The sequence below is a fragment of the Streptomyces sp. NPDC006872 genome (genome assembly GCF_040635845.1).
Taxonomy (GTDB): domain Bacteria; phylum Actinomycetota; class Actinomycetes; order Streptomycetales; family Streptomycetaceae; genus Streptomyces.
The window spans coordinates 72012-95280 of record NZ_JBEYIL010000006.1; the positions used below are offsets into that span (position 1 = coordinate 72012).

Consider the following 23269-nt stretch of genomic DNA (forward strand, 5'->3'; position numbering starts at 1 on the left):
CCTTCAGAGGCGATTACTCAGAGCCAGTCTTTCCGCTTGAAGATGATGTACAAACTGGTACATACAACCGCCATCAGGAGGATTGCGAACGGGTATCCAAGTACCCAGTGCAACTCCGGCATCCGATCGAAGTTCATCCCGTAGATCGTCCCCACCAGCGTCGGCGCGAACAGAATCGCCGCCCATGACGAGATCTTCTTGATCTCCTCGTTCTGCTCGAACCCCGCCTCCGCCAACGCCCGCATCTCCGCGTTCTGTTGCTGGGTGACGAGGGTCGCGTTCACGGTGAGGATCTCGGTGAGCGCCTGGCGGTAGCCGTCGACGCGTTCGCTGGTGTGGGTGACGTGGTCGGCGACGTCCCGCAGGTAGCGTTGCAGCTCGTCGTCCGTGCCGTACTTGGAGAAGCCGGCCATCAGGCCGTGCAGCATGCCGACCAGGGGGCGGGTCGCGCGCTGGAACTCGACCATCTCGCGGGAGAGTTCGTAGATCCGGCGGGAGACCTCCGGGTCGCCGCGGAAGACCTCGGTCTCGATCTCGTCGATGTCGTTCTGGACGCCCGAAACGACCGGCAGATAGCCGTCGACCACGGCGTCGAGGATGGCGTACAGCACCGCCTCCGGGCCGAGTTTGAGCAGCTCCGGCGTCTCCTCCATACGGCGGCGCACCGCCGACAGGTCGGGGGCCGCGCCGTGCCGGACCGTGATGACGAAATCGGGGCCCACGAAGACGTGCAGCTCGCCGAAGTCGATCTCCTCCTGCGCGTCGAGGTAACGGGCCGCCCGCAGGACGACGAAGAGGGTGTCGCCGTAGCGTTCCAGCTTGGGGCGCTGGTGGGCCTCCTTCGCATCCTCCACGGCGAGCGGATGCAGGTCGAACTCCGCGGCCAGGGAGTGGAGTTCACCCTCGGTCGGGCGGGCGAGCCCGATCCACGCCATGCCCGACGGCTGCTCGCGCAGCGCCCGGAAGGTCTCCGAGAGCGTGGTGGGCGTGAAGACGCGGACGCCGTCGCGGTACAGCGCGGCCTGGACGACGCTGGCGACCTCGCCGGTCTCGAGCGGCTGCGGCCCGGTGTGCGCCGACGGGTGCGGGGGCGCCGGCTCCGGCGCGGGCGGAGTGCGGCGCCAGACGGACTTCCTGGGGCGCTCGGGCATCGCGTCTGCCTCTCCGTCGACTCGGCCGATGCGCTCGAGCCTATGTCTACGTGATCACAGAGCAGGATATACGGGGCGAACGGCCGCAGCCCGGGGAGTCGGCCACCGCATCGCTGTGCGTCGCGGACAGTACCTGTCCGCGATGCCCGTTAGCTTGCCGTGCATGACGAAGACGACGTCCCCGGCGGCCCCCGTGCTCGGCCCGCGCGCCCTCAACCGTGCCACCCTCGACCGGCAGTTGCTGCTGCGTCCCTCCTCGCTGTCGGCCGAGGCGGCCGTGGAGCATCTGCTCGGGCTGCAGGCGCAGAACGTCAAGCCGCCGTACTACGCGCTCGCCGCCCGCCTCGACGGCTTCGTCCCCGAGGCGCTGTCGACGTCGATGGCCGAGCGTGCGGTCGTCCGTATCGTCACCATGCGCTCCACCATCCACACCCACACCGCCGACGACTGCCTGACCCTGAGACCGCTCGTCCAGCCCGCCCGCGACCGCGAGCTGACGTACTTCCGCAAGGGACTCGTCGGGGTCGACCTCGACCGGCTCGCCGTCCTCGCCCGCGACCTCGTCGAGGACGGACCGCGCACCATGAAGCAGCTGCGCGAGGCCCTCTCGGCCGAGTGGCCCGAGGCCGACCCGCAGTCCCTCGCCGTCGCCGCGCGCTGCCGGCTGCCGCTCGTCCAGGTCACCCCGCGCGGGCTGTGGGGCAGGAGCGGGCAGGTCGCGCTCACCACCGCCGAGCACTGGCTCGGCCGTGCCGCGCAGCCGGCCCCGAAAGCCGACTCCGTCGTGCTGCGCTATCTGGCCGCCTTCGGGCCGGCCTCCGTCAAGGACATGCAGACCTGGGCCGGCCTGACCCGGCTGCGCGAGGCCTTCGAACGGCTGCGCCCGAGCCTGCTCGTCTTCCGCGACGAGCGGGGCGTCGAGCTCTTCGACCTGCCCGACGCCACGCGCCCCGACCCCGAGACCCCGGCCCCGCCCCGATTCCTCCCCGAGTTCGACAACCTCCTCCTCTCCCACGCCGACCGCACCCGCGTCGTCCCGCCCGAGTACTGGGGCCGCTCCTGGCAGGGCAACCAGGCCTACTGCACCCTCCTGGTCGACGGCTTCCTGGCGGGCGTGTGGAGACTGGAGCCGGACGCCCTCGTCGTCGAGCCGTTCGGCACCCTCACCCGGGCCCAGCGGCAGGACGTGATCGCGCAGGGCGAGCGGATGCTGGCCACGATGCACCCGCAAGCGAGCCACGACATCCGCTTCGGCACGGTCGTCACGCGACAAGCCCCCACCGGGGACCGGTGAGGGCTTGGAGAGGGGGCGCTGCGGGCCGCTCGTGGAGGCTCGCAGCGCCCCCTGGTCGTTCCCTGAGCGATGCTCAGGAGTTCTTGCGGGTCACGCGGTCGACTCGGGCACTACGAGTTGACCTGCGTGGTGACCAGGCTGGAGAAGGTGGTCAGCCGGGTGTACACACCCGGGTAACCGGCCTCCGCGCAGCCCTCGCCCCAAGAAGTGATCCCTGCCAGGACGCCCCCGATGAGCAGGGGACCGCCGCTGTCGCCCTGGCAGGTGTCTACGCCGCCGGATGTGTATCCGGCGCAAACCATGTCGGTCTGGACGAAGTCCGAACCGTAGGAGCTCGCGCAGCTGGAGTCGGACACGATCGGGACGGTCGCGGTCCGCAGCTGGTTGGAGGAGCTGCCGTTCTCCGAGGTGGTGCCCCAGCCGAGGACACGGGCGGTGGTGCCGGCCGCGTACACGCTGGTCTGGGACGAGGAGACGTACGACGCCGTGGTGTACGGCATCGACGTCGACAGGGTCAGGACGGCCACGTCGTCACCGTTGGTGGCGTCCGTGTAGCTCGGGTTGATCCAGATCTTGCTCACCCGGCTGACCGTGCCGTTGGTGCCGTTGAGGTACGTGCGCCCACCGACGACACGCACACTGCTCGTGGTCTCGCCGACCATACAGTGGGCGGCCGTGACCACCTTGGTCGCCGAGACGAGGGTGCCGCCGCAGAACTGGTTCTGCGAGGCGTCCGTGATCTGCATCATGAACGGGTACGTCGTGGTCGTGGTCGTCGTGCCGCCGACGATCGGCTGGGGCGCTGCGACAGCGGTGGGGGCGCTGAGCAGTGCGGTCGCTGCCGCGGCGGCGGTCGCCGCGAGGACGGCTGCGGTCTTCTTCACGCGGTTGAGCCCGAACATGGATCTCCTCGTGGGGTTGCCGGTGGGGGGTCGCGCGGGTGTGGGGGGAGTGCACGGGGGTCGCGGGACCGACCCCCGTGTGCCCGGGCGAGCGGCACGTCCCTTACGCTAGGACCCGGAACCCGCTCCTCCCAATGAGGGAACCCCCTAGGGGAGTTGGGGCAGGGAAAACCCTCGGTCGTCCCAGGGAACGCACAGCCGCCGTAGAGCGTCCCCTCAGTGAGGCCGCCGCGCCGGGCGGGGTGCCCGCTCAGTACAGGTAGCCCGTGACGGGCAGTTAACCCGCCAATTCCTCACTTCGCGTGACGCCCCGCCGCCAGTCGGACGATGTCCACCCGCGAGCGGATCCCCAGCTTGCGGTAGACCCGGGTCAGGGTCGCCTCGACCGTCTTGACGCTGATGAACAGCCGCGCGGCGATCTCCCGGTTGGTCGCGCCCTCCATGACGAGCGCGGCGACCTGACGCTCCATCGAGGCCAGCCCCTCCAGCGCGTCGGACGACAGAGCCTGCTGGGGGACGGCGGCGACCGTCTCCGGCGCGCCCTCGGCGGCGGCCACCTCCACCTGACGCAGCCAGGGCAGCGCCCGGCACCGCCGGAACAGCCGCGCCGCCTCGTCGTACGACGTCGGCCCCGGCCCCGGTCCCGGCTGCAGGGCGCGCAGCCGGGCCTGCGCGAACGCCGCCCGCGCCTCCTCCAGGCCGTATCCCAGCTTGGCGAGCCGGTCCTGAACGGACGTCAGCCGGGACAGCGCCGCCTCGTGGTCGCCGAGCGCGGCCCGCACCATCGCCTCCGACCGGTCCAGCACGGCCAGCACGCTCTCCCGGCCCAGCCTGAGCGCGTGCTCGCGGGTCACGTCGATGACGTCCTGCGCCTCGCCCGGCTCGCCGACCCGGACCAGCGCGTCGGCGAGGTCGCCGTGCCAGCGGCCCCGCGCCGGGTCGGTGATGCCCAGGCCCTGCTCCAGCTCCCGCACCCGGCGCAGCGAGCCGACCGCGCCCGCCGCGTCCCCGGCCACCAGCTGGGCATAGCCCAGCGCGGCCAGCGCCCGCGAGAGGTACATCTGGTCGCCGTCCTCCTCGGCGCGGTCGGTGGCCTCCCGGGCCAGCACCAGCGCTCGGTCCACATCACCGCCGGAGGCCTCGGCCAGGGAGGTGAGCATCGCGGAGGCGCCCAGGCCGATGCCGGAGTCCCGGGCCAGCCGCAGGCTCTCGCGGGCCAGGTCGAGGGCGCGTCCGCAGTGCCCGGAGCGCAGTTCGGTGTCGGCGAGGAACCGCTGGAAGTGCACCTCGCTCTCGACCATCCCGCGCCGGCGCACCTCGCGCAGCAGCGCGGTGATGGTGGAACGGGCCTCGGGCAGCTGGTCGCTCATCAGCAGCCAGCGGAACCGGGCCATGCCGGCGCCGTTGTGATGGCACGCCACATACGGGTCCTGGGGCTCCTTCAACGCCCGTTTGATGGTCGTCGGCGCGAGCGGATGGCCCATCAGGATCTCCGTCGACGCCTGGAAGGAGAGCGCGAACAGCTCCGTCCGGCGGTCGCCGCCCCGGGCGGCCAGCTCCGCCGTGTGCGCGGCCTCCTGCCGGGCCTCGGCGAAGTCGCCCTCGACGATCAGCTTGCGCCAGGCCAGCCGGTAGTGGACCAGGGCGAGCAGCCGCGGGTCGTCGCCGGCGTCGGCGAGGGCCTGCGGGAAGACGGCGTCGACCTCGCCGAGGGACTGCCCGGCGGCCTCGATCACCACCTCCCAGGCCCGGATCCGCTCGGCGGGCACGGTCGCCCGGGTCAGCACCTCGCGCGCGATGTCCCGGGCGAGGTCCACCTCGCCGGCGGTGATCGCGTCCTCGGCCGCCTGAAGTCTTCGGTCGTCCGGGGCGGGAGTGCCGTCCGGCGGGGTGTGGCGGGCGGCGAGCAGTCCGAGCGAGGCGGCGACCGTGGGGGCGCCCCGGTCGCGGGCCAGCGCGGCGGCCTCGGCGAGCCGGGCGGCCACCTCCGGGTCGGTGCCGGTGGTGGCCAGCGCGAGGTTGCGGGCCCGCTCGATCGGGTCGGAGGCGGCGGTGGACAGCGCGGCGTGCGCGGCCCGGCGCTCCTGCGCGGGCGCCTCCGCGTAGAGCGCGGCCGAGATCAGCGGATGCGCGAACCGGACGGCCGGCCCCTCGGGTTCCGTCGTCAGCAGCCCGAGGGCCGCGGCCTGCGCGGTCTCCGCCTCGGCGTTCTCGCGGCCGGCCGCGTGCAGCAGGGCCAGGGTGGGACGGGCGCCCGCGCTGGCCACGAGCAGGGTGCGGCGGGCGTCGTCGGAGAGCATGTCGAGCCGGCTGAGCACCAGGGCGCGCAACGAGGTCGGCACCGGCAGGGGTTCGCCGGGCCGGGGCGGGGTCGCGTTCTCGCCGAGGGCGCGGCCCAGCTCCAGGGCGAACAGGGGGTTGCCGCCGCTGGTGCGGTGGATCTCCCGCACGGTTGAGCGGGGCAGGGCGGTGTAGCCGCGGTGATCGAGCAGCGCGGAGACCTGGGCGCGGGAGAGCGGGCTCAGCCGGACGGCGAGGGTGTCGGGCGGGGACGCGCGTAGATGACGGTCGTACTCCTGCCCCTCCGTCCGCACCGCGCACAGCAGTTGGACGCGGGTGTCGCCGAGGCGGCGGGCGGCGAAGCCGAGGAGCTCGGCGCTGGCCGAGTCCAGCCACTGCAGGTCGTCGGCGACGAGCAGGACGGGGCCCGAGGCGGCGAGGGCGCGCAGGGCCGACAGCACGGCCAGCCGCAGGGCGAGGCCGTCGCGTTGCAGAGTCGATTCGCCGCGACCGGTGAGCGCCGACTCCAGGGCCGTGCGCTGGGCGGCCGGCAGCTTGTCCGAGATCTCGTCCAGGACGAGGCCGAAGAGATCGGCCAGGGCCAGGAACGGGAGATGGGATTCGGACTCGGTCGCCGAGCAGCGCAGCACCGTGCGCGCCGCGTCGCCGTAATCCGCGGCCAATGCCCGCAGCACGGTCGACTTTCCTATTCCGGCAGGGCCGTGCAGCAGCACACTGCCGCCACGGGTCAGCTGGTCACGGGCGGCCGTGAACAGCTCCTCCCTGCCGATGACCAGGTCGGGGCGGCATCTGGCAGGCTCCTTGAACTCCCGTCGCACGGTCACCGCTCCCCTCCGAGTGTCGTGTCCGGGCCAAATTCTAGGCAACGACTCTTTGAAATCCGGAGACACGACGTGGTGAGGGATATAACAACATGACGCATATGTAAATTCATGGCGGCGGTGGGTGAATGGTCGCTTGTCGTGAGGGGCCTCCCTGGCTTGATGTGATCGTTGCTCCCGGCATCCTGCCCGATGCGCGTCACGGGAGTGTTGCGCCGCCCGCGCTACGGCAGCAGACCCGCCCTGCGGGCCGCGACCACCGCCTCTCCCCGCGTGTGCGCGCCCAGTCTGCGCATCGCCGACCGGAGATAGCCCTTGACCGTCTCCGGACGCAGTCCCAACCGCTCGGCCGCCGCCGCGTTCGTCGCCCCCGCCGCCACGCACGTCAGCACGTCCAGCTCGCGCGGGGCCAGGTCGGCAGGCTGCCCCGGCCGCCCTGGCTGCACTGACTGCCCCGGCGGCTCCTGGTGCGCCCGCGAGGTCAGCAGTCCGCAGGCGTCGAGGAGTTCGGCGCGCAGGGCCGGGTCGGCGATCCGCGGCGCCAGCGCGCGCAGGGCCGCGTGCGCCTCGCGCACCTGCTCCCAGCCTGCCGCCGCACCGACGCCCGCACCGGTCCCGGTACCTGCGCCCGCACCGGCGCCGGGCGCGCCGGCCGCCGGTGCGCCGGGGCGGGCCGCCGCCAGCAGGTCACGCGCCTCGTCCTGGACCACCAGCGCCTGCTCCACGTCCCGCGCCGCCTGCACGGCCGCGGTCAGCGTGCGATCGCCCAGCGGCTGCGCCGTGCGCAACGCCCCGTACAGCACCCCGCGCACCCGGCGCCGCACCACCACCGGGATCGCCAGCACCGAACGCAGGCCCTCCTCGGCGACGGCCGCGTCGTACTCGTGGCTGATCTGACGGGAGAGCGAGTAGTCGGTCACGGCGCACGGACGGGCCAGCGCGACCGCCTTGCCGCCGAGGCCGTTGCCCGAGGTCACCGCCAGTCCGCGCAGCGCGACGCCCGTCGCGCCGCTGAACTCGCTGATCCGCATCCGCTGCCGCCCCGGCTCCACCAGACCGCCGAACGCGACCGGCAGCCCCGTCGCCCGTCGCAGCCGCGCCAGCGCACCGCGAATCTCCGCCGTTCCGGCCGCGTCTGCTGCCACGTTCTCGCCCTTTCCGCGCGGCGTGGTGCCGCACACCCCCGTTCGGGGGTAGTGAGACCTGCATCACGGATTACACGATGTCAGAGCCGCCCGGCAATGGTCCGGCACCGAGGAGGACAGATGACGACGGCCACGGAGCGTTTCCGCAGAGCCCGCGACTTCCTGCAGGAACACCGCGAGGACTACACAACCGCTTACGAGCGTTTCGAGTGGCCCCGTGCGGAACGCTTCAACTGGGCCCTCGACTGGTTCGACGTCATCGCCGACGGCAACGAGCGCACCGCCCTGCACATCGTGGAAGAAGACGGTTCCGAAACCCGTCTCACCTTCGCCGAACTGTCGGAGCGCTCCGACCGCGTGGCGAACTGGCTGCGCGGCCGCGGGGTCGCCGCCGAGGACCGGATCCTCGTCATGCTCGGCAACCAGGCCGAGCTGTGGGAGACCGCGCTGGCCGCGATGAAGCTGCGCGCCGTCGTCATCCCGGCGACCCCGCTGCTCGGCCCCGCCGACCTGACCGACCGCGTCGAGCGCGGCCGGGTCCGGCACGTCCTCGCCCGGTCCGCGGACGCGGCCAAGTTCGACGAGGTCCCCGGCGACTACACCCGCATCACGGTCGGCGGCGCGGCGGACGGCTGGCAGCCGTACGAGGACGCCTACGCCGCCCCGGCCGGCTTCACGCCCGACGGTCCCACCCTCGCCGACGACCCGCTGATGCTCTACTTCACCTCCGGCACGACCGCCCGCCCCAAGCTGGTGGAGCACACCCACACCTCGTATCCGGTCGGACACCTGTCGACGATGTACTGGATCGGGCTCAAGCCCGGTGACGTGCACCTCAACATCTCCTCGCCCGGCTGGGCCAAGCACGCCTGGTCCAACCTCTTCGCCCCCTGGAACGCCGAAGCAACCGTTTTCATCCACAACTACACGCGCTTCGACCCGGTCCGGCTCATGGCGGAGATGGACCGCGCGGGCGTGACGACGTTCTGCGCCCCGCCCACCGTCTGGCGCATGCTCATCCAGGCCGACCTCACCCAGCTGCGCACCCCGCCCCGCGAGGCGGTGGCCGCGGGCGAGCCCCTCAACCCCGAGGTCATCGAGCAGGTGCGGCGCGCGTGGGGAGTGACGGTCCGGGACGGCTTCGGCCAGACCGAGACGGCCGTGCAGATCGCCAACAGCCCCGGACAGGAGCTGAAGACCGGCTCGATGGGCCGGCCCGGCCCCGGTTACCGGGTGGAACTCCTCGACCCGGTGTCCGGCGCCCCCGGCGCGCGGGAGGGCGAGATCGCGCTGGACCTGTCCGCACGTCCGGTCGGCCTGATGACCGGTTACCACGGCGACCCCGACCGGACGGCCGAGGCGATGGCCGGCGGCTACTACCGCACCGGTGACATCGGCAGCCGTGACGAGAACGGTTACATCACCTATGTCGGGCGGGCCGACGACGTCTTCAAGGCCTCCGACTACAAGATCAGCCCCTTCGAGCTGGAGAGCGCGCTGCTGGAGCACGAGGCGGTCGCCGAGGCGGCGGTCGTCCCCGCCCCCGACGAACTGCGCCTCGCCGTGCCCAAGGCGTACGTCGTCCTCGCCGAGGGCTGGGAGCCGGGACCCGACACCGCGAAGGTGCTGTTCGAGCACTCCCGCGAGGTCCTCGCCGCCTACAAGCGCATCCGCCGCCTGGAGTTCGCCCCGCTGCCCAAGACCGTCAGCGGCAAGATCCGCCGGATCGAGCTGCGCGAGGCGACGGCCGCGGGCTCGGCGGACGAGTACCGCGAGGAGGACTTCCGGTGAACTCGTACGCGCACGGCGCCAGTGACACCCCGCTGCTCGGGGACACCATCGGCACCAACCTGGACCGGGCGGTGGCGGCCTGGCCGGACCGCGAGGCGCTGGTCGACGTCCCGTCGGGGCGGCGCTGGACCTACGCCGAATTCGGCGCGGAGGTCGAGAGGCTGGCCTCCGCCCTGCTCGGCGCGGGGGTCGCCAAGGGCGACCGGGTGGGGATCTGGGCGGTCAACTGCGCGGAGTGGGTGCTCGTCCAGTACGCCACCGCCCGCATCGGGGCGATCATGGTCAACATCAACCCGGCCTACCGCACCCATGAGGTCGAGTACGTGCTCGACCAGGCCGGGGTCTGTCTGCTCTTCGCCTCCCTCGGCCACAAGAGCAGCGACTACCGGGCGATGGTCGAGCAGGTCCGGCCCGGGTGCGACCGGTTGCGCGAGGTGGTCTACATCGGCGACCCGAGCTGGGAGGCACTGCTCGCCCGGGCGACACCCGCGACACCCGAAGCCCGCCCCGAGGAACTGTCCTGCGACGATCCCATCAACATCCAGTACACCTCGGGCACCACGGGCTTCCCCAAGGGGGCCACGCTCTCCCACCACAACATTCTCAACAACGGTTACTTCGTGGGTGAGTCGATCGCCTACAGCGAGCAGGACCGGATCTGCATCCCGGTGCCCTTCTACCACTGCTTCGGCATGGTGATGGGAAATCTCGCGGCCACCTCGCACGGCGCCTGCATGGTCATCCCGGCGCCGTCCTTCGATCCGCAGGCCACGCTGAGGGCGGTGCAGCAGGAGCGGTGCACCTCCCTGTACGGCGTCCCGACCATGTTCATCGCGGAGCTGAACCTCCCCGACTTCGCGGCCTATGACCTCTCGTCCCTGCGCACCGGCATCATGGCGGGCTCGCCCTGCCCGGTGGAGGTGATGAAACGGGTGGTCGCCGAGATGCACATGACGGAGGTGTCCATCGCCTACGGCATGACCGAGACCTCGCCCGTCTCCACCCAGACCCGTCGCGACGACGACCTCGACCACCGCACCGGCACCGTCGGCAGCGTGCTGCCGCATGTCGAGGTGAAGGTCGTGGACCCGGCGACCGGGGCGACGCAGCCCCGCGGCACGGCGGGCGAGCTGTGCACCCGCGGATACAGCGTGATGCTCGGTTACTGGAACGAGCCCGCGAAGACGGCCGAGGCGATCGACGCGGGACGCTGGATGCACACCGGGGACCTGGCGGTGATGCGCGAAGACGGTTACGTCGAGATCGTCGGCCGCATCAAGGACATGATCATCCGGGGCGGGGAGAACATCTACCCGCGCGAGATCGAGGAGTTCCTCCATGGCCACCCGAAGGTCAGGGACGTCCAGGTGGTCGGCGTCCCGCACGAGCGGTACGGCGAGGAGGTCCTCGCCTGTGTGATCCCGGGCGACGAGCGGGACCCTCTGACGCTGGAGGAACTGCGCGTCTACTGCGAGGGCCGGCTGGCGCACTACAAGATCCCGAGCAGGCTGCAGCTCCTGGAGGCCTTCCCGATGACGGTCTCGGGGAAGGTGCGCAAGATCGAACTGCGCGAGAAGTACGCGGATCGCTAGCGGTTGCGGAAGCAGTTGTGGCAGCAGTTGCGGAAGCGGTTGTGGAGCGGTGGTGCGTCGTGGTGGCCGTCGCCCTCAGACGCCTCGGGCGTCCAGGGCGTCGGCCGTCGCGTTGACCGGCTGCGGGGCGCCCGTGAGGTCCAGGACGAACAGCGGGACGCGGAGCTGGTCGGCGCGGGCGCGGGCGTCGTCCGCGTATCCCGCGAGGGAGAAGTAGACGCAGTCCGCGGACTCCGTCATCGCCGTCAGCCACAGGCACTCCACGTCCCGCAGCGAGGCCGGGCGCACGCTCGGGTCCACCTGCGCCAGCAGCCCGCGAGCGGCGAGGCCGATGCCGGCGGTGGGCCGCTGGTCGGCCCGCCGGATGTCGCCGTGCCCGAGCCAGTTCAGATAGAGCGCGGCAGCCGTGACCGCGTCGCGAGCGGTACGGATGGCGACGGGACGGAAGGCACGGCGCTGCGCGGTCGGGGCCGGGGTCGGGGCCGGCGACTGGGCCGGCCCTGGTGTCAGCGTTGACCCCGGCTCCGGTTCCGACCCCGACCCCGCTCCTGGCCCCGCGCCCGACCTCGACCCCGCTCCCGGCTCCAGCCCCGGCGTCTGCCTCGACGGGGGCTCCGGTGCCGGTGCCGGGCCCGTTGTCGATGCCGGAGGCCGTGTCGGCGGCGCGGATGTCTCCGGATCGGGCGCCGGATCGGGCTCCGAGTCGGTCGGCGGGGCGGTCACCGGGATGCGCAGCACCGTTCCGCAGGCGCAGCCCAGTTCGGGGTGGGGCCACTGGTCGCAGCGGCCGCAGGCGGGGCAGCGCAGGGCGATCCACTCCTCGTCCCAGGCCCGGTGCGCGACGGCCGTCGGCGTCGTCCGCCGGTCGAGCACCGGCGTGACGGGGGCGCCGCACGCGCACGGATAGGACGGCACGGTGTAGGGGCGCTCGCGCCGACAGGCCGGGCAGCGCACCGGCACGCTCTCGGACATGGCCCCCATCGTCCTCCTTCGGCCCTCGCTTGTCCGTCTCTTGACGACCTTTGCCCGCCCACTTACATTGCTTCCAGATAGTAGAAAACAATTTCCGCATTACGGAAAAGCTGGAAAACGGCAGGGAAGCTCAGCTCTCACCCGCGGGGCGCGACGGGAGAGCGAATCCGAGGAGTACTCCATGGCTCGTATGACCGCTGCCCGCGCGGCAGTCGAGATCCTCAAGCGCGAGGGCGTCACCAGCGCGTTCGGTGTCCCCGGCGCGGCGATCAACCCCTTCTACGCGGCGCTCAGGGCGGCCGGCGGCGTTCAGCACACACTCGCCCGTCATGTCGAGGGCGCCTCGCACATGGCCGAGGGCTACACCCGTACGCACCCGGGCAACATCGGCGTCTGCATCGGCACCTCCGGCCCGGCCGGCACCGACATGATCACCGGGCTGTACTCCGCCATCGGGGACTCCGTCCCGATCCTGTGCATCACGGGCCAGGCCCCGACCGCCGTGATCCACAAGGAGGACTTCCAGGCCGTCGACATCGCCTCGATCGCGCGGCCGGTGACCAAGATGGCGGTCACCGTCCTGGAGGCGGCGCAGGTCCCCGGCGTCTTCCAGCAGGCCTTCCACCTCATGCGCTCCGGCCGGCCGGGTCCGGTCCTGATCGATCTGCCGGTCGACGTCCAGCAGACGGAGATCGAGTTCGACCCGGACACCTACGAACCGCTGCCGGTCTACCGGCCGGCCGCGACCCGTGCGCAGATCGAGAAGGCGATCCGGATGCTGAACGCGTCCGAGCGCCCGCTGATCGTCGCCGGCGGCGGGGTCATCACCGCCGACGCCGCCGAACTCCTCGTGGAATTCGCCGAGATGACAGGAACCCCGGTCGTCCCGACCCTGATGGGCTGGGGTGCGATCCCCGACGACCATGAGCTCAACGCCGGCATGGTCGGCCTGCAGACCTCGCACCGCTACGGCAACGCGACCTTCCTGGACTCCGACTTCGTCCTCGGCATCGGCAACCGCTGGGCCAACCGGCACACCGGCCGCATCGACGTCTACACGGCCGGCCGCACCTTCGTCCACGTCGACGTCGAGCCCACCCAGATCGGCCGGATCTTCGCCCCGGACTACGGGATCGCCTCGGACGCGAAGGCGGCCCTGGAGCTGTTCGTCGAGGTGGCGAGGGAGTTGAAGGCGGCGGGCACGCTCCCCGACCGTTCGGCATGGGCGGCCGCCGCGCAGGAGAAGAAGGCGACCCTCCAGCGGCGTACGCACTTCGACGACATCCCGATCAAGCCGCAGCGCGTCTACGAGGAGATGAACAAGGCCTTCGGGCCGGAGACCCGGTACGTCACCACCATCGGCCTCTCGCAGATCGCCGGCGCGCAGATGCTGCACGTCTACCGGCCGCGGCACTGGATCAACTGCGGCCAGGCGGGCCCTCTCGGCTGGACGATCCCGGCGGCGCTCGGGGTCGCCAAGGCCGACCCCGAGGCGCAGGTCGTCGCCCTCTCCGGGGACTACGACTTTCAGTTCATGATCGAGGAGCTGGCCGTCGGCGCGCAGCACAGGATCCCGTACGTCCATGTCCTCGTGAACAACGCCTACCTGGGGCTGATCCGTCAGGCGCAGCGGGCGTTCGAGATCGACTTCCAGGTCAACCTGGAGTTTGAGAACGTCAACTCGCCGGAGCTGGGGGTGTACGGCGTCGACCACGTCAAGGTCGTCGAGGGGCTCGGGTGCAAGGCCATCCGGGTGACGGACCCCGCCGAACTGGGCGCCGCCTTCGAGCAGGCGAAGAAGCTCGCCGCCGAGTTCCAGGTGCCGGTCGTCGTCGAGGCGATCCTGGAACGCGTCACCAACATCTCGATGAGCACCACCAACGACATCGGCAACGTCGTGGAGTTCGAGGAACTCGCCACCGAGCCGGCGCACGCGCCGACGTCGATCAGGACGCTGAAGGTCTGACGGGACACTGAAACTCTGAGCGCACTGAAGCTCTGACAGGACGCTGATGGTCCGACCGGAGTCTGAAGGGCTGACGGGAGCGGTTGTCGTCCGAAGGGGGCGGCCCATCCGGGGGACGGGCCGCCTCTCTCCGTTTTCCGTATGCGGTTTCCGTGCGTGTCTCTGAGGCGCTCAGTCCCAGCCGCTGCTCCCGCTTCCGCAGGAGGAGTACGACCCGCCGCCCGTGCCGCCGCCCCGGGGCGCGTTGCGGTGGAACCCCTTGTCCGCCACCTCGGCCCGGGCGGTCAGCCCCGCCCGCAGGGCGAAACGCGCGGCCAGGACGCTCAGGGCGGGTTCCCCGTACAGGGCGACCGCGATCAGGACGTCGTCCGGCGCCAGCGCCTTCCGGTCGGTCGGCGGGGGATGCCCGGCGTGCAGGGCGCGGAGCGCATGCCGAGCGGCGCGGGTCCGGCGCGGAGGGAGGGAGCGCAGCATCCTGGCCGCGACGAGCCCTGCCCGCAGCTCGGAGAGCGCCTCGCGCACGCCCGGCGCGGTCTCCAACTCCGCGATGTTCGCGGGGCGTTGAAGCGCCGCGTACACCGCCGTCGGCAGGGGCGGGAGGTCGTCTCCCGAGTTCCCCGCAGCCCCATCCTCAGCCCCAGCCCCGGCCCCCGCCGCCCCCGTCGTGCGGATCCGTCCCTGCCTGCCCGCGTCGACCAGACCGCGCAGGTGCAGAGCGAGCACGGCCACCGTGACCGCCGACCGGGTGCCACCCCGCATCAGCGCGACCTCGTAGGGCTCCAGTCGGACCGACGTGCCACTGCTCATGTCATCACTCCCGGAAGCGGGGTCCGCCGCCCCCGTGTCGGCGGACCCCGCGTGACGACAATGTGCCCTGCCCCGAGGGCGGTTGAAGCCTGCTGGACGACGTTCAGAGGTTGATTTGAGGTTGGCGCGCCCCGAGCAAGGCCTCGATCGGCGTCCCGATCGGCGCCCTGGACCTCTGGACCTCTGGGCCCCTAGGCCTCGTGATGCTCCTCATGGTGTTGCGAATGGTGTTCCGACAGGCCCGGCCAGTCGTCGGGGCCGCCGCCCTGCCACTCGATGAGGTCGCTCTCCTCCACCTCGATCCGGTCCAGGTCGGCCAGGCGCAGGATCTCGACGACGTCGTCGAGATGCGAGGCGACCCCGAGAACGGTGTCGCCCGAGGTGACCCGGCGGGACCCGTCCAGCGCCGGGGGGTGGACCACGATGTGCGGATACTGCGTCGGATTGCCCATGCCTTCAGCGTCCTGCGGGTGGGCGGGATCCGCATGCCGGGCGGAGCCGGGCGGGACGACGCGCAGCGCTCCCCCCTCGGCCCTGCCGACGGGGGAGCGCTGGGGGGTGGGTAGGGGCGACCCACTGTCCGGTGGGCAGGGACCGCGGCGGATGCGACGGAGACGCGGGCCTCCTCCCTCAGGTCGAGAGGGGGCCCCGTTCCTTCACCACCGCACTGGCTCGCACGCCGCCGCGGTCCCTCAGCACGCACGGGTTCTGACCTCCCGTCAGAGTCCGTACGTGAGCCGGGTTTCCGGGCGGCGCCACCGCCTGGGCGCGACAGGACAGATGTCAGCGGCGGCGCCGCCCGGAAGTCTGGGAAAGGAATGGGAAAGCAGGGATGAACCGAAAGAAGGGGCGACTCAGAGCTGTGCGCCCGAGAGGCGCTCGACGCCGCGCAGCAGGGCCGAGTGGTCCAGCCCGCCGTCGCCCTGCGCACGCAGGCTCGCGACCAGCTGGGCGACCACCGAGCCCACGGGCAGGGCCGCGCCGACGCCGCGGGCGGCGTCCGTCACGATGCCCATGTCCTTGTGGTGCAGGTCGATGCGGAAGCCGGGCTTGAAGTCGCGGGCGAGGAAGTTGTCCTTCTTGCGCGTCAGCACGGTCGAGCCGGCGAGTCCGCCGTTCAGGACGTCCAGCGCGGCCTTCAGGTCCACGCCCGACTTCTCCAGGAAGACCACCGCCTCGGCGCACGCCTGGATGTTCACGGCGACGATCAGCTGGTTGGCGGCCTTCACGGTCTGCCCGCAGCCGTGCGGTCCGCACAGCACGACGGTCTTGCCGAGCGCCTCGAAGACGGGCTTCGCCTCGTCGAAGTCGGCCTGCTCGCCACCGACCATGATGGACAGCACGGCCTCCACGGCGCCGGCCTCGCCGCCGGACACGGGGGCGTCGAGCACCCGGATGCCCTTGTCCTTCGCCGACCGCGCGAGGTCGATCGAGGTCTGCGGGGTGATCGAGGACATGTCGATCAGGAGTGCGCCGGTCCGCGCGTTCTCCAGGATGCCGTCGGGACCGTATGCGATGGCCTCGACCTGCGGGGAGGCGGGCACCATCGTGATCACGACGTCGGCGTCCCGGACCGCCTCGGCGATGGACCCGGCCGCGGCGCCGCCGGCGGCGGAGAGCCGGTCCAGCTTGTCCTGCTCCAGGGTGAAGCCGGTGACGGCGTAGCCCGCCTTGATCAGGTTCTCGGACATGGGGGAGCCCATGATGCCGAGGCCTATCCAGGCGATCTTGGGAAGGGCGTTGTTCGCGTTGCTCATCGGGATGCCTCTCGGTACGGGGGGATCAGCGGGGCAGCCAGTCGAAGGCCTCGGCGCTCGGGCGGTCGCCCGGCTTGTACTCCAGGCCGACCCAGCCGTCGTAACCGGCCTTCCGCAGCCGGTCGAGGAGGTCGGCGAGGGGCAGTGCGCCCGTGCCGGGCGCGCCACGGCCGGGGTTGTCGGCGATCTGGACGTGACCGGTCCTGGACGCGTACCGATCGATCACCGACGGCAGGTCCTCGCCGTTCATGGACAGGTGGTAGAGGTCCATGAGGAAGCGCGCGTTGCCGAGCCCGGACGCCGCGTCGACCCGGTCCGCGACCTCGACCGCGGCCGGCGCGCTCACCAGCGGATACCGTGGCGACTCGGGCCGGTTCAGCGCCTCGATCAGCAGGATCGCGCCGATCCGGTCCGCCGCGCGGGCCGCGAGCACGAGGTTCTCCAGGGCCAGCGCGTCCTGTTCGGCCGGGTCCACGCCGTCCACCCGGTTGCCGTACAGCGCGTTGAGCGCCTTGCAGCCCAGGGAGCCCGCGAGGTCGGCGGCCACGTCGATGTTGGCGCGGAACCGCTCCGACTCCGCGCCGGGCAGCGAGAGGGCGCCGCGGTCGGGGCCCGGGAGCCGGCCGGCGTAGAAGTTGAGGCCCGTGAGCTGGACGCCCGCGTCCTCGATCGCCTTCTTCAGGGCGTCGAGCTCGGACCGCTCGGGGGTGGGGGAGTCGATCCAGGGCCACCACAGCTCGACCGCCGTGAAGCCGGCCGCGGCGGCGGCCGCGGGGCGCTCCAGGAGCGGGAGTTCCGTGAAGAGGATCGACAGGTTGACGTTGAAGCGCTGGTCCTCGAAGCCCATGGGCTCTCGCGCTCCCTTCCGGGTTTTAGAATTCCGTATTGCGGAAGTTGTTTTCTGCTTACTGGAAGATTGCCGCTCGGTCTCGGGGCTTGTCAAGGGGTGGGAACACGTCGGAGCCCGGCGGCACGCTCGAAGAGCGCAGGCCGCCGGGCTCCGGGGGGCTCGGTGTGTCGGCTCAGCCGGCGAGGCTCTCGGCCGGCGCCCGCTCGCTCAGCCACTCGTGCGTGGACCGGAAGGCGCGCAACTCCGTGCGGCCCAGCCGCTGTTCGTCCCAGCGCCGCACCTGTGGGCCGATCAGGCCGGAGGTGAACTCGTGGACCCACAGGGAGTGCTGCCCGGTCCCGGTCTCCGCCTCGGCCTCGGTCCCCGCCCCGGTTCCGGTCTCGGGCGCTTCGACGCGGAAGCGTTCCAGCTCGGACCAGGGGAACGCGCCCGCCAGCCGGGCGGTTCGCCGGGTGACCTCCACCACGTCCGCCACATCGAGGCCGTAGTTGGTCAGCGCGCAGGAGACGAGCAGGTCGCCCTGCACGGACCACAGCCGCTCCACGTCCAGCGCCGCCGCGCGCACCGTCGGCACGGACAGCAGGAACTCCGCGAAGGCGTCGTCCGCCGTGCACGCGACCCGAGACCCCGGGGCGAAGGGGTGCACCGAGGCCAGGTACGGCAGCCGCACCGGCAGGTGCACGGCGACCACGGTCAGATAGTCCTTGGACGCCTCGGCGGCCCGCTCGAAGCGGCAGCGCCTGCGCAGTTCCCACACATCGGCGTCATTGATCATCTCCAGGTCGAACGCGGTGACGGGAAAGCCGTCGATCCGGGTGCGCAGGACGCCCTCCGCCGCCAGGTCGGCCGCGTGCCGGGCGACGACCTGCTGCTCCTCCGTGAGCCCACGGTCGGGAACGTCCTGCGGGATGCGGCCGAACCCCAGCGCGGTCTCGGCGCAGGACGCCTCGAACTCCCACCCCTCCTCCCGCCCGGCGAACAGCATCCGTTCCGCCATCGAGGCGGTGTGCGCCTTGAGTGCCCGGGCGCGATCCTCCTCGACGGCGCGCAACCGCTTCTGCCCCTCCTGATAGCCGAAGAAGACCAGCGCCGCGCTCCACAGCACGAAGAGAGCGCCCAGCGCGCCCACGCCGAACTGGCCTCCCACATAGAAGAACGCGGCCAGCGAGAGCGCCGCGAAGAGGTTGAGGAGCCATTTGTGGCGGGCGAACGTGTGCGGTGGAAACGGTGTGCGGTCCATGCTGTCCTTCTCGTGAGGCGGTGGCAGGTCAGGCGCCGGTGTGGACGTGGGACGCCCACAGCGACGGCGTGCGGGGCAGTTCGTCGCGCAGTCGCCGCACCGCCGTGTGCAGGGCGTACGGCGACCGGTCGGGGTCCGGGGCGGCGTCGGGCTCGGGCCGCAGGGCCGCGTAGAAGGCCTCCGCGAACTCGACGGCGGTCCCGTCGACGACCGGCCACAGGGTGCCGACCACATGCCGGAAGCCGCACAGCTGGAACGCCGAGGTCAGTTGCACGGCCTCGTCGAGGAGGACGCCGTCGTAGGAGACGGCCGTCCCGCACGCCGACAGGTACGCGAGACGTGCGTGGTCGAGCCGGACGGTGGCCAGCTCGCCGATCGTGAGCGGGGTCTCGGCGTGGTCGTGCAGGAGCAGCCGATGCTGCGCGGGGTCCGCGGAGAGGCTGTCGCCGTGGCAGGCGAAGTGGACGACCGGGCAGCCGGGCAGCCGGCGCAGCACCTCGTCGCGGGTCGGCGGCCGCTCCGGGGCGAGCAGGACCGCCGCCTCGGGCAGCAGCTCCGCGCACACCTCGGCCTCGTCCGCAGCGAAGTCGAGCGGCGAGTGGCCGGGCGTGGTGGGCATGGCCACGACCAGCGGCGGGCCGGCGGCGGGGGTGTCCGGCAGTTCGCGGCGGGCGTGCCGCAGGGCGCGGACGGTCGGCGCGTACGAGGAGACGACCCGGTCGAGCACCGCCCGGTCCGACCCGTCGTGATGACCGGCGGCATGGATCGGCAGCCGGGCGAGCGGCCCGCCGGGCACCCACCACACCCGCGGATACCTCCCGTCCCGGGGCGCCCGGTCGTGCCCCAGCGCGGTGAGCACCGGTTCGACGACGACGTCCCACAGCGCGCCCAGGACCGTCGACAGCGTCTCCTGGGCCTTGGTCCGCACATCCGGGTCGTCGTCCGTCGCCTCGTGCGCGGCGCGCTGGCAGGCGTGGGCGAGATCCGTCGCGTACGACAGCGTCAGCCCGGGCAGCGGGACGGCGGTGACGCCGGCCGGGGTGACCAGCAGGGCGTCGCAGAGCACCGTGGTGACGTTGAGGACGACGACCGCGCCCTCCTGTGCGGCGGCCAGGAGTTCGCCGACCGAGGGCGGCAGTCCGAAGGAGCCGAACCCGTCCTGTGCGCGGATCCGTTCGAGCACGGCGGCCAGCTCGGCGTCGAGCCGGTGCCGGTCGCCCGTCTCGGACCCGGACCCGGACCCGGACCCGGACCCGGACCCGGCCCCCGCTCCCGGGACGCCTCCCATCAAGGCGTCCGCCCCGTCGTCCGGCCGGTCCAGGATGTCCCGCAACTCCTCGAAGCGGGTGGCGAGTTCGGGATGTGCCCGGCGCAGTACCGCCGACTCGCTCCAGGCGTCCAGCGCCTGGCCCATCAGCACGCCCCGCCCGGTCTCCAGCAACCGCAGTGCGCGCAGGGCCCGTTCGCCCGGCGGCCTCGCGGGGTCGCGCAGCGCCAGCGCCGCCGCGAAGGCCGCCAGCCCGGGGAACCGGCCGAGCAGGTACTGCTGTTCGCCTCTGCGCAGCCGGCGCGGAGCGATCCGGGGCAGCAGGGTCACGGCGTCCTCGACGAAGTCGGTCGCCCGCGACACGTCCCCGGACGCCGCCAGCAGCTGTCCCGCACGCATCGCCGCCATGATGCGCGAGGTGGGCGGTGCGAAGGGCAGCGACGCGGCCTGCGCGGACAGCTGTACCGCCTCCGTCAGGTCGGCGCGGTCGCCGTCGCGTTCATGGCGGGAGCCGAGGGCGTCGCTCAGCTGATACAGCAGGATCGGCCTCATCACCGGGGCGGCCTGGGCGCCGCGGCAGGCCTCGCGCAGGATCGCGACGGCCTCGTCGAGATCGGTGGCCGGGCCGTCCGACCGGTGGCGGTGCGCCAGTGCTTGACCGAGTCGGCTGAGGGCCCAGACCCGCCTCATGCCGTCGGCGGGCGTCACGGCGATCGCCTCCCGGGCGACGGCCACCGCCGCATCCAGGTCGGCTCTGTCTCCCGTCGCCTCGGACCGCATCAGCAGGGCGCTGCACCAGTTCGGGAGGACCATGGCCCGTGTCGGATGGCCGTCGGGCGCCGCCTCGGCCGCCGCGGCGAGGACGCCGATGGACTCGTCCAGGTCGGCCCTCGAACCCGAGTGCCCGTACCGGGCCTGGAGGAAACCGCCCAGGGCGCTGAGGAGTTGGGCGCGGGCACTGTGCCGGGGGCCGGCCAGTTCCACCGCCGTGCGCTGCGCGTCGATCGCCGCGTCCAGGTCCGGCCCCGAGTGGGTGTGCACGCAGCGGGCCAGGAGCGCCAGCGCAAGGTTGTTCAGGATCGCCAGGCGTGCGTCCTGCCCGGGGGGCAGTGTCCGCAGTGCCGTCCGGAGCGCGTCGACCGTCTCGTCGAGGTCGGCCGGAGCGGCCGTCCGGATGTGTCGGGTGTGCAACGCCCCTGCTCCGGTGGCCAGTTGCTCGGCCCAGTGCGTCGCGGAGAGTTCGCCGCCGGGCACGAGGAGGTCCCGGCCGACCGCGACGGCCTCGGTCAGGTCGTCGGGGTTCGCGCTCTGTTCGTACCGCGTGCGCAGGGCGTCCACGAGGAGCCTGCGGCACAGGGCGTGCGCGGGTTGGCCGGGGGACAGGTCCGCGAGCGCCGCCCTGGCCGCCGTCACCGCCTCGTCCAGGTCGGCAGACCGCGGCCCCGGCTGGAAGAACCGCCGGTAGTGGGCGGCGGCCAGGTCGTGCAGGATCCGCGACCGCACCGGGGAGCCGGCCGGAGCGGCGTGGAGTGCGGCCCGCAGCAGTTCGACCGCCTCCTCCAGAGCCTGTCGGTCGCTCAGCCATTCGCCCCGCGTCGTCAGGACCGCGCCCAACGAGGCCAGGTACTGGACCCGGCCCGGATGCGCTGCGGGGGTGGCCTCCACGGCGACCCGCAGCACGCCGACGGCCTCGTCGAGGTCGTCCGGGTTCCCCAGGACGGTGTGCCGCAGTTTCAGCGACTCGCCCAGGTTGTTCAGGGCGAGCCCCGGGCCCATCGGGTCGGCCGGCACGGTCCGGGCGGACTCGCGCAGGACGGCGATGGCGTCGTCGAGGTCGGCCGGGTCCTCGTGCCGTTCGAACCGCAGGGCCAGCATCGCGCCGAGCTCGCAGAGGTACCGGGCCCGGTCACGGTGATCGTGCGCAAACCGTGCGACGGTCTCCCGCAGCAGGTCGACGGCCAGATCCAGGTCCTCGGTCTGCCCCTCGCGCCGATACCGCTCGGACAGCCCGGCCGCCAGGTTGACCACCCCCAGGCCGCGCTCCGGATCGTCCTGCGCAGCCGCGCGCACCGCCCGGCGCGCGGTGGCGAGCGCCGCCGCCAGATCCTCCGCCGCGCCGGTGAGCTGGTAGCGGACCAGCAGCGCATGGCTGAGGTTGGCGAGGAAGATGTGCCGTCGCCGATCCCACGGTGGGGTGATGCCGACGACGCGCCGCCACAGCGCGATGACGGACTCGTGCTCGGCCGGGTCGTACGCGGTCGTGAGCCGCTGTTGCCGGGCGAGGGCCAGGGGCGCGGCCGTCGCGGCGACGTCGGAGGCCACCTCGGACGGGATGTCGTCCAGGCCCGCCAGGAAGCACAGCGTGTACACGTCCGCCGGGGCGCCGGACGCGCCGGAGCCGTCGGCCGTCGTACGCAGTCGGTCGACGGTCTGCTCCAGCGATGTCACGCCCTCCACGTCGCGGTAGCGGATCAGCAGGGTGCCGGCCAGGTTGTGCAGGCGAAGCGACCGGTTCGGGTCGTCCGCAGGCGTCGCCTGCCATGCCTGGCGGCCGACGGTGACCGCCGCGTCGAGGTCCGCCGGATCCCCGTACCGGCCGAACCGGTCCCGCAGCGTCAGCGCCAGGTTGGAAAGACACAGCGCCTGCTTCGGGGACCCGGCGGGCGCGGCGTCGACCGCCGCCCGCATCCCCTCGACGGCGGCGTCCAGGTCGGCGGCGTCGCCCTTCAGCCGGTGGCGGGACCACAGCACGCCCGCCCGCCCGCTGAGCCGCGTCGGCAGATCGGGATCGTCCGGCCGGGTCGTGCGGACCGCCTCGTCGTGGGCGTCCAGCGCGGCGGTCAGGTCCTCCTCGGACGGCCGCCGCTCGAACCGGCTGTGCAGGGCGACGCCCAGGTTCGCGAGCCGCTGCGGACGTCCTGGATGCTCGGCGGGCGTGGCGGCCACGATCCGCCGGTGCTGCTCGACGACCGTGTCGAGCAGGGCCGGATCGGACGACGACTGCGCCTGCCGGAGCAGGGCGGTCGCGGCCGGTTCGGCGATCGACGCGATGCCGGCCAGGAACTGGGCCGGGAGGTCGTCGATGCCCGCCAGCAGGGCGTCGGCGAATCCGTCGCCCATGGCGTCCACGACGGATTCGTCCGGCTCCTGCTCCTGGAGGTTCTGGAACAGCAGCAGCCAGGCGAGCCGGTAGCCGGCCTCGGCGTCCCGGCGGCCCTCGGACCGCAGTTCGTGCAGCGCCCGCAGGTCGGCCTGCGCCTGCGGCGTCCGCAGCGGCGATCCGTCCCCGGTCGCCCTGACCCGCCGTAATCGCCGCCGTGCGGAGGCGAGCAGCCGGTCGCGCTCCGCCTCCCGTTCAGTGGTCATGGCAGCGCAGAGTAGAGCAACGGGGCAGGCCCGGATCAGGAGTTGCC

Annotated in this window: 15 protein-coding genes; 4 read left to right on the forward strand and 11 right to left on the reverse strand. The window is 72.4% G+C overall.

Translation table 11 applies throughout. The features are described from left to right. Positions 1 to 17 precede the first annotated feature (17 nt). Positions 18 to 1151 (reverse strand): magnesium and cobalt transport protein CorA, encoded by a 1134-nt coding sequence (locus ABZ725_RS19160; protein WP_358803811.1) that lies wholly within the window; start codon positions 1149 to 1151, stop codon positions 18 to 20. 163 nt (positions 1152 to 1314) lie between these two features. Between ABZ725_RS19160 and ABZ725_RS19165 the strand changes: the two genes are divergently transcribed. Further along, complete coding sequence (locus ABZ725_RS19165) at positions 1315 to 2445, forward strand: winged helix DNA-binding domain-containing protein (protein ID WP_358803812.1); 1131 nt, start codon at positions 1315 to 1317, stop codon at positions 2443 to 2445. Positions 2446 to 2555: 110 nt separating this feature from the next. Here the strand turns inward: ABZ725_RS19165 and ABZ725_RS19170 are convergent, their stop codons facing one another. From ABZ725_RS19170 to ABZ725_RS19180, 3 genes are all read right to left on the reverse strand, one after another. Beyond that, positions 2556 to 3347, reverse strand: coding sequence for a serine protease (locus ABZ725_RS19170; protein WP_351905530.1), 792 nt, complete (start codon positions 3345 to 3347; stop codon positions 2556 to 2558). A 293-nt stretch (positions 3348 to 3640) separates the two neighbouring features. Next, positions 3641 to 6472 carry an AAA family ATPase gene (locus tag ABZ725_RS19175; RefSeq protein ID WP_358803813.1) on the reverse strand — a complete coding sequence of 944 codons (2832 nt, stop codon included), beginning with the start codon at positions 6470 to 6472 and terminating at the stop codon, positions 3641 to 3643. 221 nt (positions 6473 to 6693) lie between these two features. After that, on the reverse strand, positions 6694 to 7614 hold the full coding sequence (locus ABZ725_RS19180) for a helix-turn-helix transcriptional regulator (RefSeq protein WP_358803814.1): 921 nt from the start codon (positions 7612 to 7614) through the stop codon (positions 6694 to 6696). A gap of 120 nt (positions 7615 to 7734) precedes the next feature. On the opposite strand from ABZ725_RS19180, the gene ABZ725_RS19185 reads away from it, so the two are divergent. Together ABZ725_RS19185 and ABZ725_RS19190 are read left to right on the forward strand one after the other, a co-directional pair. Next, a complete protein-coding gene (locus ABZ725_RS19185) occupies positions 7735 to 9405 on the forward strand; it encodes an AMP-binding protein (RefSeq protein ID WP_358803815.1) in 1671 nt (556 codons plus the stop codon). Beyond that, positions 9402 to 10997, forward strand: coding sequence for an AMP-binding protein (locus ABZ725_RS19190; protein WP_358803816.1), 1596 nt, complete (start codon positions 9402 to 9404; stop codon positions 10995 to 10997). Before ABZ725_RS19185 ends, ABZ725_RS19190 begins: the two co-directional genes overlap by 4 nt. A 75-nt stretch (positions 10998 to 11072) precedes the next feature. On the opposite strand, the gene ABZ725_RS19195 is transcribed toward ABZ725_RS19190, so the two are convergent. Then, entirely contained in the window at positions 11073 to 11969 is an 897-nt protein-coding gene (locus tag ABZ725_RS19195) for a hypothetical protein (RefSeq protein WP_358803817.1), read from the reverse strand. Positions 11970 to 12150: 181 nt separating this feature from the next. Here ABZ725_RS19195 and gcl point away from each other — a divergent pair, with 181 nt between their 5' ends. After that, positions 12151 to 13935 carry a glyoxylate carboligase gene (gcl, locus tag ABZ725_RS19200; protein WP_358803818.1) on the forward strand — a complete coding sequence of 595 codons (1785 nt, stop codon included), beginning with the start codon at positions 12151 to 12153 and terminating at the stop codon, positions 13933 to 13935. Between the two features lie 171 nt (positions 13936 to 14106). Here the strand turns inward: gcl and ABZ725_RS19205 are convergent, their stop codons facing one another. The 6 genes from ABZ725_RS19205 to ABZ725_RS19230 all read right to left on the reverse strand — a co-directional run bounded on the left by ABZ725_RS19205 (position 14107) and on the right by ABZ725_RS19230 (position 23222). Continuing rightward, the gene (locus ABZ725_RS19205) at positions 14107 to 14742 is read right to left on the reverse strand and encodes a TIGR04222 domain-containing membrane protein (protein WP_358803819.1); all 636 of its coding nucleotides are present in this window, start codon (positions 14740 to 14742) and stop codon (positions 14107 to 14109) included. A 191-nt stretch (positions 14743 to 14933) separates the two neighbouring features. Continuing rightward, positions 14934 to 15194 (reverse strand): hypothetical protein, encoded by a 261-nt coding sequence (locus tag ABZ725_RS19210; RefSeq protein ID WP_358803820.1) that lies wholly within the window; start codon positions 15192 to 15194, stop codon positions 14934 to 14936. Between the two features lie 402 nt (positions 15195 to 15596). Next, the gene (locus tag ABZ725_RS19215; RefSeq protein WP_358803821.1) at positions 15597 to 16499 is read right to left on the reverse strand and encodes a 2-hydroxy-3-oxopropionate reductase; all 903 of its coding nucleotides are present in this window, start codon (positions 16497 to 16499) and stop codon (positions 15597 to 15599) included. Between the two features lie 25 nt (positions 16500 to 16524). Continuing rightward, positions 16525 to 17346, reverse strand: a complete 822-nt coding sequence (locus tag ABZ725_RS19220; RefSeq protein WP_358803822.1) for a TIM barrel protein — start codon at positions 17344 to 17346, stop codon at positions 16525 to 16527. Between the two features lie 175 nt (positions 17347 to 17521). Continuing rightward, complete coding sequence (locus tag ABZ725_RS19225; RefSeq protein WP_358803823.1) at positions 17522 to 18589, reverse strand: hypothetical protein; 1068 nt, start codon at positions 18587 to 18589, stop codon at positions 17522 to 17524. 28 nt (positions 18590 to 18617) lie between these two features. After that, complete coding sequence (locus ABZ725_RS19230) at positions 18618 to 23222, reverse strand: CHAT domain-containing protein (protein ID WP_358803824.1); 4605 nt, start codon at positions 23220 to 23222, stop codon at positions 18618 to 18620. Positions 23223 to 23269: the final 47 nt, after the last annotated feature.